Origin of the sequence: Ochrobactrum teleogrylli (genome assembly GCF_006376685.1) — a bacterium.
Taxonomy (GTDB): domain Bacteria; phylum Pseudomonadota; class Alphaproteobacteria; order Rhizobiales; family Rhizobiaceae; genus Brucella; species Brucella teleogrylli.
The window spans coordinates 731,910-748,242 of the sequence record NZ_VEWL01000001.1; the positions used below are offsets into that span (position 1 = coordinate 731,910).

The window sequence follows — 16,333 nt, forward strand, 5'->3', positions numbered from 1 at the left end:
AAGAGTTGCGCGTTCATAAAATTACGCAAAACCCCTTTTCTGCTTGCGATTCCGTATCACACGGTTTTAAAGAACCGCATCGAGGCTGCTCCCAATTATAACAGCCCACAAAAACGGATAAGAAAATGACTGTCGCTCAAGCGGTTGTTCCGCAGCAAAATTCCGCGCGCCGTGTTCTGGCCGCAAGCATGATCGGCACTACGATCGAATTCTTCGACTTTTACATTTATGCAACGGCAGCGGTGATTGTATTCCCGCATCTGTTCTTCCCTGCTAGCGATGGTAATTCGGCACTGCTTCAATCGCTTGCCACATTTGCTATCGCGTTCTTTGCCCGCCCGATTGGTGGCGCGCTGTTCGGTCACTTCGGTGACAGGATCGGTCGCAAGGCAACGCTCGTGGCTGCGCTCATGACCATGGGCATTTCCACAGTCGCCATCGGCTTCCTGCCGACCTATGAATCCATCGGCGTCTGGGCCGCTCTCCTGCTGGCGCTGTGCCGTCTCGGCCAGGGTCTCGGTCTCGGCGGTGAATGGGGCGGCGCAGTGCTGCTCGCCACCGAAAACGCGCCAGAAGGCAAGCGCACCTGGTACGGCATGTTCCCGCAGCTCGGCGCGCCGGTCGGTTTCATTCTGGCAACGGGCATTTTCCTGTTTCTGGCCGAAGTTCTCACCGAAGAACAGTTCTTCGCCTTTGGCTGGCGCGTTCCGTTCATCGCCAGTGCAATTCTCGTCGCGGTCGGCCTCTTCATCCGCCTGAAGATCGCTGAAACGCCGGAATTCCAGAAGGCCATCGACAAGGCCGAACGCGTTGAAGTGCCAGTTGCCACGCTGTTCAAGCAGCACAAGCTGAACCTGTTCCTCGGTACCATCGCCGCCGTTGCAACCTTCGTGCTTTTTTACCTCATGACCGTGTTTTCGCTCGGCTGGGGCACGCGTGCGCTGGGCTACAGCCGTGAAGAATTCCTCGTCCTGCAGATGATCGGCGTCGTGTTCTTCGGCCTGACCATTCCACTGTCGGCTATCCTGTCCGACCGCTACGGCATGCGCCCGGTGATGATCGTCGTCACGATCCTGATTGGTCTGTACGGCCTGATCATGGCACCGCTTTTCATGGGCGGTACGGCTGGCGTTCTGGCCTTCCTCATCATCGGTTTCGGCCTGATGGGCATGACCTATGGTCCGATCGGCGCGGCGCTGGCCGAACCGTTCCCGACCTCGGTACGCTACACCGGCGCATCGCTGACCTTCAATCTGGCCGGCATTCTCGGCGCTTCGGTCGCGCCTTATATCGCGACGTGGCTCGCCACCCATTACAGTTTCGACTATGTCGGCTATTACATGGTGGTCGCAGCCTTGATCTCGCTGGTCGGCTTTGCCTTCATCTCGTTCAATCGCGGCAAATAAAGCCAAGCTTGAAAGCCAAACAAAAGCCCGCGTGGAGCAATCCACGCGGGCTTTTTCGTTTCCGTTGCCGAAAGCCTATTCGACGTCGGCAGCTTCGAGTGCAATCGCCACCGACTGGATGATCGCGGCAAAACGCGCTGCCGTCTGGATGACTTCCGTCGTCACGTTAGCTTTGCGCAGCACATCTTCATGCGCGTCGATGCACATGCCGCAACCATTGATCGCCGAAACCGCGAGCGACCAGAGTTCGAAATCGACCTTGTCCACGCCCGGATTGCCGATCACATTCATGCGCAGCTTGGCTGGCAATGTGCGGTAGTCCTTGTTCGAGGCCAGATGCACGAAGCGGTAATAGACATTGTTCATGCCCATGATGGATGCAGCCGATTTTGCAGCCTGCACCACCGATGCGTCGACCTTGGCTGCGGCTTCGGCGGTTAGCGCCTTGCGCACATCCGCATTGCGCGAGGCAATGCCGCAAGCCACGAACAGACCGTATTTCTGCTGCGGACTCAGCGTTTCGTCGCTGGCCATGGACGACAGGTTGAGGCGGACATCCTTGGCGAAATCCGGGATTTTTGACTTCAGGTCGTCAATCGACATGGAACCCTCTTATTGCTTATTGCTGGATAAAAGAAAGGCGGGCCTGAACCCGCCTTTTGATTGGTCGTGCGCGACAGCTTAAGCTGCCTTCAACGTCTCGCCACCGACTTCGCGGTTGCAAGGGCACAGTTCGTCGGTCTGCAGAGCGTCGAGAACACGCAGCGTATCCTTCGGAGCGCGGCCAACATTGAGGTTGGTTGCGTAGACGTGCTGGATCGTGTTGTCTGGATCGACAACGAAGGTGTAGCGATAGGCAACGCCATCCGGCGAACGAACGCCGAGACCGTCAACCAGCGAGCCATTGGTGTCGGCAAACGACCAGATCGGCAGCTTGTCGAGATCCTTGTGGTCGCGGCGCCATGCGAGCTTCACAAATTCATTGTCGGTAGAACCGCCGAGAACCACGGCGTCGCGGTCTTCAAAATCCGAAGCCAGACGAGCAAATTCTGCAATTTCAGTCGGGCAGACGAAGGTGAAATCCTTCGGGTAGAAGAAGATGACCTTCCACTTGCCTTCGAAGCTCGTTTCCGTCAGCTCTTCGAATGCCGAAACACCGTTTTCTTCATGATGGTTGAAACCGGGCTTTACACCGGTGACCTTGAAAGAGGGGAGCTTATCGCCGATACCGAGCATCTTAAAACCTGCCTGTAAATTCTATAGTTATTCAGAAAATTCAGAATTTTCTGAATTTTCTGCTTGCGAGTCATCTATAGTCGGCCTACCCCTATCGGTCAAAGCGATTAAAGCGATTGTTCATATCGATTATAACGATAAGCCCTTCATTTCATGCTCAATATCAGCGTTCGCCAGCTCCACTATTTTCTATCGCTTGTACAGGCAGGTTCGTTTTCGCGCGCCGCTGAAGCCGTGGGCGTTACCCAGTCCACATTAAGCGCTGCCATTCAGGCGTTGGAAGCGGAACTGGGCGTTACATTGATCGACCGGACGGGCCGGCGCATGCAACTCTTGCCCGCTGGCGAGGATTTTCTGGCCCGCGCCCGTGATATCGTTGCGCGGATCGAAGAACTGCCCGAACATGCCCGGCAGGCCGAACGACCGTTGACCACGCGCCTGCGGCTTGGCGTCATTCCGTCCATCGCGCCGTTTTTCCTGCCGAAAGTCCTGCCCGCGACGGCCAAGGCGTTTCCCGAGTTGCAACTGACCGTGCGTGAAGGGCTGACCCGCAGCCTGCTGGAAAGCCTGCGCTCCGGCACGCTGGACGTCGCGCTTGTGGCCCACCCCTATGACCTCGATGAGTTCGAAATGGTGGAAATCGGGCATGATCCGTTTTTCCTGGCCGTGCGCCGCGATCATGCGCTTGCCAATCGGGATCGCGTCGATGCCGACGATCTGCTGGATGAGCCTTTCCTGCTGCTCGAAAGCGGCCATTGCCTGCGCGAACATGTGATGGCGGCCATCGGCTCCAAGCCTGCCCAAACCGGCGGCGATGTGCACGCCACCAGCATCATGACGCTGGTTCAGCTCGTGCAGTTTGGCATGGGCGTCACGCTGCTGCCGGAGCTGGCGGTCAAGGCCAATGTAGCGCGCGGCACCGATCTCAGCATCGTGCCCTATGAGGGGAAGAACAATTTCCGTTCGCTGGTGCTGGCGTGGCGGGCGAATGCGGCGCGGCGCAACGAGTTCCAGCTGTTCGCCAGCCATCTGCGCGACAACTGTATGAGCGACGCAGCCTGACCTGAACTACAGAACGCCCCAGGCGCGAAAGCGGCCTCGCCCGGTCATTTCGCGCAGATTGAGTTCGCCGATCAGCTTCAACGCACCTTGCTGCGTGACCTGTAATTCCTTCTCGATCATCTGGCTGGAAACCAGCGGATTGCTCAGGATCAGTTCCATCAATTGCGGCAAACGCGAATTGGATCGGCGCCCCTTCAGCTTGCGCTGCATCTGTTCGCGCGCCAGCATCAGGCGGTCATGCTCCTTCATGCCCGCTTCCGAAGCCTCTTCGATTGCCGCCAGAAAAACCTTGAGCCGCATAAGCCGGTTCGGCGAACGGCGTTCATTGGGCTTTTTCGTCTGCAAACCGATACTGATCGCTGGCAGATGATTGGCGGCGATGCCCGACTGGTTCAGGAAAGACGCCGTCAGCAGTCGGCCAATCCAGGACGAGCGCTGCACCACCTGCATGGAAAACCAGGCGTCATGCATGATTGCGGCACGCAAGAGCGGCGGCAAATGCCGGGTTGAATCGAAAATTTCGCGCCATTCCTGCAGACGCTCGGCCTCGTCCCAGTCGTCTTCATAGATCAGCGTATCGCGTGGCAAAGGTTTCGGCTTGCGGGGTTCGCTGGTCACGCCTTTTAACAGGGCATCCGTTCGTGCCAGAAGCGCGTCGATATCATCAAGCAGCGGATCGCTGTCGTCATCGTCGGACAGGGCGGACGGCTCTGGCTCGGGTGCTTCAGCAACATCAGGATTAAGCCCCAGGAGCTGCCGCATGCCAGCAGGACTCAACGCCCAGCCCGCCGCACGGCCCGCAATCTGGCGGCGCATACGTAGCACCGCATGAGCGACCGTGAGGGCATGGCTTGGCGTGCGGCTGTCCATCAGCGCATCATGGAGCACCAGGTCTTCCAGATGCACCAGTTCGCCTTCCAGCCACATGGAGGAGACGGCGTCCTGCATATGCATGCGCCGTTTCAATCCATCACAGATGGGCGAACGCGCCAGCCGCTCGTCCAGTCGTGTCAGCGCGGCGGTCGCGCTGGTCACGGCAAGGAAAAGTTCCTCAAGCGGCAGGTCATCGATTTTGTAAGCCATATCCGCATATCGCAGCCTCGCGGCGGGAAAGGCAAACGGAAATCAATGCCTAAGCCAGAACGTCCGCAACTTTCACACGGCGTCCCTCTTTGACCGAGCGCAAAGCCGCTTCGGCCAATGCCAAGGCCTGCAAGCCATCCTCGGCGGAAGGCGACGGCGCTTTGCCGCTATCCAGCGCATCGATGAACGACGCAATTTCCGCCGCATAAGCTTGCGTATAACGCGTCATGAAGAAATCATGCAGCGGCGGGCGGGTGTAACCATCCTTCGAAGCTATTTCTATCGATACCGGACGCTGGTTTTCCGCCGATACAGCGCCCAGCGAACCATGCACTTCAATGCGCTGATCGTAGCCATAGGAGGCGCGGCGCGAATTGGAGATAACGCACTGACGACCGGAAGCCGTGGTGAGGATGACGCTGGCGCTATCAAAATCGCCAAGCTCGCCAATCTTCGGGTCCACAAGCACCGAGGCCGAGGCCGAAACACTGTCGATTTCCTCGCCGAGAAGAAAACGCGCCATGTCAAAATCATGGATCGTCATGTCGCGGAAGATCCCGCCCGAAACCTTGATATATTCGGCTGGCGGCGCGCCGGGGTCGCGGCTGGTGATCGTCACCATTTCGACCTCGCCGATCTGGCCATCGTCAATCGCCTTGCGCACGGCTGTAAAATGCGGATCGAAACGGCGGTTGAAACCGAGCATCACTTTCGCTCCGGTCTCCTTGATGACTTTCAGGCAAGCGCGCACCCGCGCAATGTCGAGATCAATCGGCTTTTCGCAGAACACCGCCTTGCCTGCCCGCGCAAAGCGCTCGATCAGATCGGCATGGGTGTTGGTCGGCGTGCAGATCAGCACCGCATCCACATCATCGGACTTTTCGATCTCATCGATTGTGCGGACCTCAGCACCGGCAGCGTCGGCAATCGCGTGCGCCGCCGCCTCATTGGCGTCGGCGACTGCGACCAGTCTGGCGCGCCTGTCGGACGCTATCGCGCCCGCGTGAACCTTGCCGATGCGACCTGCGCCAAGTAGTGCCAGACGTGTCACCATTGCCTTATCCCTCCCAGGAAACCGCCGCTGTGAAACGGTTACAAAACTGATTGATATTCCCATTCATGCGTTTACCGCTTAATTGTCCCGTTTATTGGAGATCGCGCGAAAGGCATATTGGAATATTTATTCTATTTTGCTAGAATGTGGCATAAAGATTGTCAAGACACCGTTTTTGGAAAGTCCGCAATGGATACAGTTTCCGCTTCATCCCCAGCCCCAACCACCGTCAAGGAATTTGAAGCGCGTCTGCTGGAAGTTTCCGACCGCCTGCCGAAGCGCCTGAAACAATGCGCGGATTTTGTCGCGGCCAATCAGGACCGCATCGCGGTTTCCACAGTCGCAGAAATGGCCGATGGCGCAGGCGTGCAAAGCTCGGCCTTCATGCGGTTTTGCCAATTGCTGGGCTTTTCCGGCTTTTCGGAAATGCAGAAGCTTTTCCGAGAATCCTATGCTGGCGGCTGGCCGGATTATTCGACCCGTCTGGAACATCTGCGCGAGACGGCAGCCAACAGCGCGCCTGCCTTGCTGGCCGAATTTGCCGAAGCGGGGCGTACGTCGCTTGAAGGCCTGCTCAAGACTATAGAACCGGAAGCGCTGGAAAGAGCCGTCGAGATTCTCGCCCGCGCCGAGACAATCCACCTCGTTGGCATTCGCCGCGCGTTTCCTGTGGCAAGCTATCTCGCTTATGCGCTGGAAAAGATGCAGGTTCCGGCCATGCTGCACAGCGCCGTCGGCAAGCTGGAAAACATGCACGCCATCCGCAAAGGCGATGTGCTTTTGGCAATCACCTTTTCGCCCTACTCCGCTGAAACCGTCGAGATGGCGGAATCCGCTGCCGCGCGCGGCGTCAATGTCGTCGGCATCACGGACACCATCGTCAGCCCGCTGAGCAAGCTTGCGCAACAAACCTTGCTGGTCTCCGAAGTGGATTTCGGCGCTTTCCGATCGCTTTCCGCCACACTCTGCCTCGCTATCGCGCTTGCAGTTGCCGTCGGCACCGCCCGCCAGTCGGTTTGATTCCATTTTTCAGTTGAAATGGAATAATAAATCCATTTTAATCTGAAATGGAATAACTGCTATGCGCACAGAATCGCATTGCGGTCATCATAAGAGGTGCCGAGGGAGGAAGCGCATTTCATGGAGAAGCCGCTCGACTTGATAACGATTGGCCGGTCTTCGGTGGACCTCTATGGCGCGCAGATCGGCGGCCTTCTCGAAGATATGGCTTCCTTCAACAAATATGTCGGCGGCTCCCCGACCAATATCGCAACGGGCACCGCCCGGCTCGGCCTCAAATCCGCACTGATCACGCGGGTCGGCGATGAGCATATGGGCCGATTCCTGCTGCGCGAGTTGGAACGGGAAGGTGTAGACACCCGCGGCATCGTCACCGATCCGCAACGTTTGACCGCACTGGTCATTCTAGGCATCCGCGACCAGCAGCATTTTCCGCTGATATTCTACCGCGAGAACTGCGCCGACATGGCGCTTTGCGAAGATGATATCGACCCGGATTTCATCGCTGAGGCTGGGTGTGTGCTTGCAACCGGCACCCATCTGTCGCATCCGCGCACGGAAGCCGCTGTCCTCAAGGCGCTGCGCCTTGCGCGCCAGAATGGCAGCCGCACCGCGCTCGACATCGACTATCGCCCCAATCTTTGGGGTCTGTCAGGGCATGGCGATGGCGAAAACCGTTTCATCGAATCTGCTGCCGTCACCGCCAAGCTGCAATCGAGCCTGCCGCTTTTCGACCTCATCGTAGGCACGGAGGAAGAGTTTCACATTGCAGGCGGCTCGACCGATACGCTTGCAGCCCTCACCGCTGTGCGCAAGATCACCGATGCCGTTCTTGTCTGCAAGCGCGGGCCGATGGGCGCAGTGGTTTTCGAAGGCGCTATTCCGGACAATCTCGACAAGGGGCAGAGCGGAGAAGGCTTTCCCATCGAAGTTTTCAATGTGCTGGGCGCGGGCGATGGCTTCATGTCCGGACTGTTGCGCGGCTGGCTGAAGGGCGAGGACTGGCCGACCAGTCTGAAATTTGCCAATGCCTGTGGTGCTTTCGCCGTCTCCCGACATGGCTGCACGCCTGCTTATCCAAGCTTCGAAGAAATGCAATATTTCTTCCGCAACGGCATTCGCAATCATGCGCTGCGCAAGGATGCGCAACTGGAACAGGTGCACTGGTCCACCAACCGCAACGGTATCTGGCCGCATATGCGGGTCTTCGCTTTCGATCATCGCATCCAGCTGGAAGAAATGGCTGCCGAGGCCGGCGTGGATAACACCAAGATCGGCGAATTCAAACGTCTCTGCCTCGACGCCGCCTTGCAGGTTTCCGGCGGAAGCGGCGGCTATGGCATTCTCTGCGATGGCAGGCTGGGTCGTGACGCGCTCTACCGGGCGGCTGGCTCCGGCCTATGGATCGGGCGCCCGACCGAATGGCCGGGTTCGCGTCCGCTAAAGCTGGAACCAGACCTCGGAGCCGATTGCGGCGGGCTCGTAGAATGGCCGGTGGAACATGTGGTGAAGCTTCTCTGTTTCTACCACCCGGACGATACGGCGGATATGAAGGCCGAGCAGGAAGCGACCGTCAAACGGCTGTTCACGGCGGCGCGCCGCAACCGGCTGGAGTTTCTGCTGGAGATCATTCCGTCCAAGGCCGGGCCGGTCGATGACGGGACCACCGCGCGCGTCATCCAGCGCTTCTACGATATCGGCGTCTATCCTGACTGGTGGAAGCTGGAACCGATGAAGACCAAGGCGGCCTGGGCCAATGCCTGTGAAGCCATCACCCGCAACGATCCTTACACGCGTGGCATCGTGGTTCTGGGTCTTGATGCGCCAGCGGAGGAGCTGGAATCGAGCCTCGCAATAGCGGCAGGCTTCGATCTTGTGAAAGGCTTTGCGGTCGGCAGAACCATCTTCGGTGACGCAGCGCGCAAATGGCTAAATGGCAAGATCAGCGATGATGAGGCCGTTGCCGAAATGGTCGCGCGCTACAAAAACCTGTGCGATGTCTGGGACAAACTGCGCAGACACTGATTCATATCTCGGGAGGAGACATGACAACCGTTCGACTGACTGCCGCGCAAGCGCTGGTACGTTATCTAGCGAACCAGATGACGCCGGAAGGCGACACATTCATCGCGGGCGTATGGGCTATTTTCGGTCATGGCAATGTGGCGGGGCTGGGCGAGGCGCTTTACGGCATCCGCGAGCAGTTGCCGACATGGCGCGGCCATAACGAGCAGACCATGGCCCATGCGGCCATCGCCTATACCAAGCAGCTTGGCCGCAAACGCGCCTGCGCCGTCACATCCTCCATTGGCCCCGGCGCGACCAATATGGTGACGGCGGCAGCGCTGGCCCATGTGAACCGCCTGCCCGTTCTGCTTATTCCCGGCGATGTCTTCGCCAATCGCGGCCCCGATCCCGTGCTGCAGCAGATCGAGGATTTCGGCGACGGCACCATGACCGTCAACGACTGTTTCCGCCCGGTGAGCCGCTATTTCGACCGCATCACCCGACCGGAACAGCTTCTCACCGCCCTGCCCCGCGCCTTCCGCACCATGACCGATCCAGCCGATTGTGGCCCGGTGACACTCGCCTTCTGTCAGGATGTTCAGGCGGAAGCCTATGACTGGCCGCTGGAATTCTTCGCGCCAAAGGTCTGGCATTGGCGTCGCCCTCCGCCGGATGAACTGGAGCTCGCAACCGCCATCGCCGCAATCCGCAACGCATCCAAGCCTGTGATCGTCGCAGGCGGCGGCGTGCATTATTCCGGCGCACATGAGGCTTTGAAGCAATTTGCCGAAACGCATGGCATTCCCGTCATCGAAACACAGGCGGGGAAATCCGCGCTGCCATGGGATCATCCGCTCAACTTCGGTCCGGTCGGCGTGACGGGTGCCGACAGCGCCAATGCTGTTGCCGCCGAAGCGGATCTGGTGATCGGCGTTGGGACCCGCTTTCAGGATTTCACCACCGGCTCATGGGCGCTGTTCAAGCATCCGGGCCGCAAGCTCTTGTCGCTCAACGTCCAGCCCTATGACGGTGCGAAGCACAATGCATTGCCTCTGGTGGCGGATGCGCGGATCGGGTTGCAGGCGCTTGACGCGGCGCTTTCAGGTTACAAGCGCCAGCCGGTCGATACACGCTTGAAAGACAAATGGTTTGCCGATGCCGACCGCATCACCGCTGCACCAACGGAGGGCAATGCCCTGCCCACCGACATGCAGGTGATCGGTGCCGTGCAGCGCCAGTCGCGTGACAATACGGTTGTCATGTGTGCAGCCGGTACGATGCCGGGCGAGTTGCACCAGCTCTGGAAGGCCGGGCGCGCCATGTCCTATCACATGGAGTATGGCTTCTCCTGCATGGGCTATGAAATTGCGGGTGGCCTTGGTATCAAGATGGCTGAGCCGGACCGCGACGTCATCGTCATGGTTGGCGATGGCTCCTACATGATGGCAAATTCCGAACTCGCCACCGCCGTGATGCTGGGCCAGAAAATCACCGTTGTCCTGACGGACAATCGCGGCTTTGGCTGCATCAACCGGCTGCAAATGGCCACTGGTGGCGCGGAATTCAACAATCTGCTCGACCATGCCGCCCATGTGAACCCGTCGCAGATCGACTTCGCCGCGCATGCCCGCGCCATGGGCGCGGATACGCGCAAGGTTACGTCGATCACGGAGCTGGAAGCGGCCCTTGCCGAAACACGCGAAAGCCCACGCACAAGCGTGATCGTCATCGATACCGATCCCTATCCGACGCCTGACACCGGAGGCTGGTGGTGGGATGTTGCCGTGCCGGAAGTATCGGAGCGCGAACAGGTACGCGCTGCCCGCCGCGACTATGAAGCTCAGCTGAAAGAAAGAAACTGACCGATGATATTGTACGGCACCAATCCCATTGCCTGGTCCAATGATGACGACCGCAGCCTCGGCGCGCATATCACGCTGGATCAATGCCTGGATGAAGCGGCGAAAATCGGCTTCGACGGCATCGAAAAGGGCCACAAATTCCCGCAGGAACCACAAGCGCTCAAGGCTGTGCTGGAGCCGCGCGGATTGCGTTATGTTTCCGGCTGGCACTCGCTCAACCTGCTCGTCAATTCGGTCGAAGACGAGAAAGCCGCGATGCAGCCCGCGCTTGACCTTCTGAAGGCCATGGGCTCGAAGGTCATCATCGTCTGCGAAACCTCCAACGCCATTCACGGCGATAACGACAAGCCGCTTTCCGAACGCCCCGTGCTGGAAGAAGCGCGCTGGCCCACTTTCGGCGCTGGCGTCGAAGCGCTCGCAGCTCATGCGGCTCAACAGGGGATTGCGCTCGTTTATCATCACCATATGGGCACGATCGTGCAAAGCGAGGACGAAATCGACCTGCTGATGCACCATACTGGCCCGGCGACGAAACTCCTGCTCGACACCGGGCATTGCCTGTTTGGCGGTGGCGATCCTGAGCGCGCAGCAAAAAAGCATATGGCGCGCGTCGGCCATATCCACGCCAAGAATGTTCGCCCGACTATTGCAACCGAAGTCAGCGACCAAAGCCTTTCCTTCCTTGAAGGGGTGCGTCGCGGCGTGTTCACGGTTCCGGGCGACAAGGAAGGCGCGGTCGATTTCGTACCTGTTCTCAAGCAAGCTGCCGAACACGGCTATCAGGGCTGGCTCGTCATCGAAGCCGAACAGGACCCGGATATTCGCAACCCGTTCGAATATCAGACGCTGGGGCTGAAATCGCTGAAAGCATTCGCCAGGGACGCAGGGCTCGACAAGGGAGACTGAGACATGGCCAATCTGTTACGCAAGCCGCAAGGCACGCATGGCAAAGTCCACGACATCACGCCGGAAAGTGCCGAATGGGGTTATGTCGGTTTCGGTCTCTACCGGTTGAAACCGGGCGACACGGTCTCCGAGCGGACCGATGTCAACGAAGTCATTCTGGTGCTGGTGGAAGGCAAGGCCAAAATCACCGCATCGGGCGAAGATTTTGGCGAAATGGGCGAACGCATGAGCGTGTTCGACAAGCTGCCCCCGCATTGCGTCTATGTTCCGGCCGAAAGCGATTGGATAGCCATAGCGACAAGCGATTGCGTCCTCGCCGTCTGCACAGCACCCGGCAAGCCCGGACGCAAGGCGCAGAAACTTGGCCCCGAAGGCCTGACGCTGGAGCAGCGCGGCAAGGGCGCCAACACGCGCTACATCCACAATATCGCGATGGAAGGCCGCGATGTTGCCGACAGCCTGCTGGTGACGGAAGTTTTCACGCCACAGGGCAACTGGTCGTCCTATCCGCCGCACCGGCATGACGAGGACAATTATCCGGATATGACCTATCTGGAGGAGACTTATTACCACCGGCTCAATCCGGCACAGGGCTATGGCATCCAGCGCGTCTTCACCGAAGACGGCAGCCTTGATGAAACAATGGCTGTTTCAGACGGTGATGTCGTGCTGGTCCCGAAGGGGCACCACCCCTGCGGCTCGCCCTATGGCTATGAAATGTATTATCTCAACGTCATGGCCGGACCTTTGCGCAAATGGCGCTTCAAGAACCATCCCGACCACGACTGGATTTATCAGCGCGATAATCCGTAAAATGCCTGAAAAATCCGAAAAGGCGGCTCGAAAGCCGCCTTTTTCAATTTCAAGAGCGAGACCGGTCAGCCGATTGCCATCAGGCTGGCATTGCCGCCTGCAGCGGTCGTGTTGATCGAGGTCGAGACCTCTTCCAACAGCCAGTTGAGGCAGTAAGCATCGTCCCTGGCGGCCAGTTCTTCCGTCGATGCGGCCTGCGTCAGAACCAATGGTCCCGGCAGCCCCGCGATCTTCTGGTTGACCTCGAGAATACGCGCACCGTCGCCCTCGACAAGCGCACCGGCGAAAGGCGCATCCGCCTGCCAGTCCTTGCTCCAGCTGATGCGGGCGGCAACGCTGGCAGGCAAGTCTTTCAGGCTGGCCTGCAAGCCGGAAGCCGCGTCGATTGCCGCCGTGTTGCCGGTGGCAAGCGCTGCTGTCAGCTGGCGATAGAGACCTATCTCGGTCTGCGGCACCAGCAGGATGCGACCACGCGGATGCAGCGCATAGAGGTTGCGTTCACCAACCGGACCCGGCAGCTCGATATCGAGACCGAGCGCCGAAACGCTGCCCGTCTCACGCGCTGCCTGCGCCAGATCGTTCATGCCGCGCTGGCCAAGCCACTTCGCGAAATCCTTGAGCGCTGCATCGGTGTGTACCGAGCTATGGCGCGGCGGGATCGGAGCGGTATCAACCAGACGTCCGAGATAGAGCGGACCACCCGCCTTCGGGCCGGTGCCGGACAGGCCGCGGCCACCAAACGGCTGAACGCCGACAATCGCACCGATGACGTTGCGGTTGATATAGATGTTACCGACGCGGATACGGTCGGCGACATTGGCGATGGTTTCATCAAGGCGCGTATGCAGACCGAAGGTCAGACCATAGCCCGTGGCGTTGATATCATCGATCAGGCGCTCCATGTCGTCGCGCTTGTAGCGCACCACATGCAGAACCGGGCCGAACACTTCACGCTTCAGATCGCGCAGCGTTTCAATTTCGATGATGGTCGGTGCAACGAATGTGCCCTTAGCCGTTTCCGGTCCAAGCGGAAGCTGCTCGACCTTGCGGCCAAGCTCACGCATGCCCTGAATATGCTTTTCGATGATGCCCTTAGCTTCATCGGTGATGACCGGCCCGATATCAACCTTCAGCTTGTCGGTGCGCCCGATGGACAATTCGCGCAGCGCGCCCTTGAGCATGGCCAGAATGCGGTCGGCCACATCTTCCTGCAAGCAGAGTACACGCAGCGCCGAGCAGCGCTGACCGGCACTGTCGAAGGCAGAAGCGATCACGTCGAAGACAACCTGTTCGGCCAGAGCCGAAGAATCGACGATCATGGCGTTCTGGCCGCCGGTTTCGGCGATCAGCGGGATCGGTTTGCCGTTTGGCAGCAGGCGCGAAGCAAGCTGCGCCTGAATGAGTCGCGCAACTTCCGTCGAGCCAGTGAACATCACGCCGCAGGTTTCCGACGCTGCAACCAGTGCCGCACCGATGCGACCATCGCCCGGCAGGAGCTGAAGCGCGTCAGCGGGAATACCGGCTTCGTGCAGGATACGCACGCCCTGCGCCGCGATCAGCGGCGTTTCTTCGGCAGGCTTCGCCAGAACCGGATTGCCAGCGACAAGCGCGGCTGCAATCTGGCCGGTGAAGATAGCGAGCGGGAAGTTCCACGGGCTGATGCAGATGATAGGACCGAGCGCCTTATGCGCAACGCCAAATGTGCGGCGGGTCTGTTCGGCATAATAGCGCAGGAAGTCGATGGCTTCGCGCACTTCGGCAATGGCGTTCGGCATGGACTTGCCCGCTTCACGCATCACGAGGCCGAGCAGTTCCGGCATGTCGCGCTGCATGATATCAGCGGCGCGATCGAGGCAGGCGGCGCGTTCGGTGGGCGCAACGGCGGACCAGCTTGCAGTCGCGGTCTTCGCGACGGTCATAGCCTTGGCAACATCCGCCACATCGATTTCCGTAACCGTGCCGACAACGTCTTCACGGTCGCCGGGGTTCAGAACCGGGCGGCTTGCGCCCTTTACCTTGACGCCTGCAACCTGCGGCTCGGACGTCCAGCTGCGATCTGCCGTCGCTTCAAGCTTCTTGCTCAGCGCGGCGAGCGTCACTTCGTTGGACAGGTCGAAACCAGCGGAATTCTGGCGAGCGCCATAGAGACCTTCCGGCAGCGCAATCTGGTCATGGCGTGCACCGACGACGGCCATGGAGCGCACGACCTCGACCGGATCGGCGACCAGCTCATCGACGGACACATTTTCATCGCCAATGCGATTGACGAAGGATGAGTTCGCGCCGTTTTCGAGCAGGCGGCGCACCAGATAGGCCAGCAGCGTTTCATGCGTGCCAACCGGCGCATAAATGCGGGCCGGACGGCCAAGCTTGGACGGGCCGACAACTTCGTCATAAAGCGGCTCACCCATGCCGTGCAGGCACTGGAATTCGAACTTGCCGGTTTTGAAATCCTGGCCGGCGATGTGATAGATCGTCGCCAGCGTCTGCGCATTGTGGGTCGCGAACTGCGGGAAGACGGCATCGGTTGCCGCCAGCAGCTTGCGAGCGCAGGCAATGTAGGAAACGTCGGTGTGCACCTTGCGGGTATAGACCGGGAAGTCTTCCAGACCGTCCACCTGCGCGCGCTTGATTTCGGCGTCCCAATAAGCGCCCTTCACCAGACGCACCATGACACGGCGCTTGTTCTGGCGGGCCAGATCGATGATGAAATCGAGCACGAACGGGCAGCGCTTGCCATAGGCCTGCACCACGAAGCCGATGCCTTCCCAATCGGCCAGATCCGGATCTTCGATCAGGCTCTGCAACAGATCGAGAGACAGTTCCAGACGGTCAGCTTCTTCGGCGTCAATGTTCAGACCGATATTGTAGGACTTGGCGATGGCCGCGAGTGCCTTCACCTTTGGCAGCAATTCACCCATGACGCGTTCGCTCTGCGAGCGGACATAACGCGGATGCAGCGCCGAAAGCTTGATGGAAATGCCGGGGCCGTCATAGATGCCGCGACCAGCGGAAGCGCGGCCAATGGCATGAATGGCGGTTTCGTAATCCTTGTAGTAGCGCTCGGCGTCGGCAGCGGTGGTCGCGGCCTCGCCCAGCATATCGTAGGAGTAACGGAAGCCGCGCTCCTCCAGCGGCTTGGCGCGCTTCAGTGCTTCGTCGATGGTTTCGCCGGTGACGAATTGCTCGCCCATCATGCGCATGGCCATATCGACGCCACGGCGGATAACCGGCTCGCCGCAACGGGCGATCAGGCGCGTCAGCGCAGCCGAAAGGCCGCGATCATTGACGGTGTTGGTGAGCTTGCCGGTAACGACGAGACCCCAGGTTGCCGCATTGACGAACAGCGAACGACCGCCACCGATATGGGATTTCCAGTCCCCATTAGAGATCTTGTCGCGAATGAGCGCATCGCGGGTCGCCATGTCTGGAATACGCAGCAGCGCTTCGGCGAGGCACATCAGCGCCACGCCTTCCTGGCTCGACAGCGAATATTCATGCACCAGACCTTCAACGCCGGTGCCCTTGTGCTTGGCGCGCAGCGCCTCGATCAGCTTGCGCGCCGTTGCGCGCACCGCCTTGCGGGTTTCATCCGGCAGTGTCGCCTGCTCAACCAGAGCCGTCACGCATTCCGCTTCCGAACGACGATAGGCGCTCGTGATGATCTGACGCAGAGCGCTCTGCTCGCGGATCGGCGGCGCAAAATTCTGGAAAACCGGATTTGTGGGAGCTGGAATTTTATCGGTCATGGTGCAAGGCTCGCAAAAGAGAACAGGCCCGGGCGTAACGCCCAGTTTACCTCTGTTTTATTTGGGTGCACACTATCATCGGCGCAAATTGCATTCTGCCTTGATTTGAACCATATAAAGGAAAAACGATCTTAT

The 16,333-nt window shown here is 59.3% G+C and carries 12 protein-coding genes; 7 read left to right on the top strand and 5 right to left on the bottom strand.

Annotated elements, in window-relative coordinates:
- The first annotated feature begins 125 nt into the window (after window positions 1-125).
- Window positions 126-1,406 carry an MFS transporter gene (locus tag FIC94_RS03240; protein WP_109367206.1) on the top strand — a complete coding sequence of 427 codons (1,281 nt, stop codon included), beginning with the start codon at window positions 126-128 and terminating at the stop codon, window positions 1,404-1,406.
- 75 nt (window positions 1,407-1,481) lie between these two features.
- Here FIC94_RS03240 and ahpD read toward each other — a convergent pair whose 3' ends face one another.
- Both ahpD and FIC94_RS03250 read right to left on the bottom strand, forming a co-directional pair.
- Window positions 1,482-2,009, bottom strand: a complete 528-nt coding sequence (gene ahpD / locus FIC94_RS03245; protein ID WP_140023900.1) for an alkylhydroperoxidase, AhpD family — start codon at window positions 2,007-2,009, stop codon at window positions 1,482-1,484.
- 78 nt (window positions 2,010-2,087) lie between these two features.
- Window positions 2,088-2,642, bottom strand: a complete 555-nt coding sequence (locus FIC94_RS03250) for a peroxiredoxin (protein WP_109367204.1) — start codon at window positions 2,640-2,642, stop codon at window positions 2,088-2,090.
- Between the two features lie 153 nt (window positions 2,643-2,795).
- Between FIC94_RS03250 and FIC94_RS03255 the strand changes: the two genes are divergently transcribed.
- Entirely contained in the window at window positions 2,796-3,704 is a 909-nt protein-coding gene (locus FIC94_RS03255) for a hydrogen peroxide-inducible genes activator (RefSeq protein ID WP_140023901.1), read from the top strand.
- Between the two features lie 6 nt (window positions 3,705-3,710).
- Here the strand turns inward: FIC94_RS03255 and FIC94_RS03260 are convergent, their stop codons facing one another.
- Window positions 3,711-4,787 (bottom strand): RHE_PE00001 family protein, encoded by a 1,077-nt coding sequence (locus FIC94_RS03260; RefSeq protein WP_140023902.1) that lies wholly within the window; start codon window positions 4,785-4,787, stop codon window positions 3,711-3,713.
- Window positions 4,788-4,836: 49 nt separating this feature from the next.
- Window positions 4,837-5,841: an inositol 2-dehydrogenase gene (gene iolG / locus FIC94_RS03265; RefSeq protein WP_140023903.1), complete on the bottom strand. Its 1,005-nt coding sequence runs from the start codon at window positions 5,839-5,841 to the stop codon at window positions 4,837-4,839.
- 189 nt (window positions 5,842-6,030) lie between these two features.
- On the opposite strand from iolG, the gene FIC94_RS03270 reads away from it, so the two are divergent.
- The 5 genes from FIC94_RS03270 (at window position 6,031) to iolB (ending at window position 12,449) form a co-directional block, all read left to right on the top strand.
- Window positions 6,031-6,861, top strand: coding sequence for a MurR/RpiR family transcriptional regulator (locus FIC94_RS03270; protein ID WP_140023904.1), 831 nt, complete (start codon window positions 6,031-6,033; stop codon window positions 6,859-6,861).
- Between the two features lie 120 nt (window positions 6,862-6,981).
- Entirely contained in the window at window positions 6,982-8,886 is a 1,905-nt protein-coding gene (locus FIC94_RS03275) for a bifunctional 5-dehydro-2-deoxygluconokinase/5-dehydro-2-deoxyphosphogluconate aldolase (RefSeq protein ID WP_140023905.1), read from the top strand.
- A gap of 20 nt (window positions 8,887-8,906) precedes the next feature.
- Window positions 8,907-10,730 carry a 3D-(3,5/4)-trihydroxycyclohexane-1,2-dione acylhydrolase (decyclizing) gene (gene iolD, locus FIC94_RS03280; RefSeq protein WP_140023906.1) on the top strand — a complete coding sequence of 608 codons (1,824 nt, stop codon included), beginning with the start codon at window positions 8,907-8,909 and terminating at the stop codon, window positions 10,728-10,730.
- Window positions 10,731-10,733: 3 nt separating this feature from the next.
- Window positions 10,734-11,636: a myo-inosose-2 dehydratase gene (gene iolE, locus FIC94_RS03285; RefSeq protein ID WP_140023907.1), complete on the top strand. Its 903-nt coding sequence runs from the start codon at window positions 10,734-10,736 to the stop codon at window positions 11,634-11,636.
- A gap of 3 nt (window positions 11,637-11,639) precedes the next feature.
- Complete coding sequence (gene iolB, locus FIC94_RS03290; RefSeq protein ID WP_140023908.1) at window positions 11,640-12,449, top strand: 5-deoxy-glucuronate isomerase; 810 nt, start codon at window positions 11,640-11,642, stop codon at window positions 12,447-12,449.
- A 65-nt stretch (window positions 12,450-12,514) separates the two neighbouring features.
- Here iolB and putA read toward each other — a convergent pair whose 3' ends face one another.
- Window positions 12,515-16,198 carry a trifunctional transcriptional regulator/proline dehydrogenase/L-glutamate gamma-semialdehyde dehydrogenase gene (gene putA, locus FIC94_RS03295; RefSeq protein ID WP_140023909.1) on the bottom strand — a complete coding sequence of 1,228 codons (3,684 nt, stop codon included), beginning with the start codon at window positions 16,196-16,198 and terminating at the stop codon, window positions 12,515-12,517.
- Window positions 16,199-16,333 lie beyond the last annotated feature (135 nt).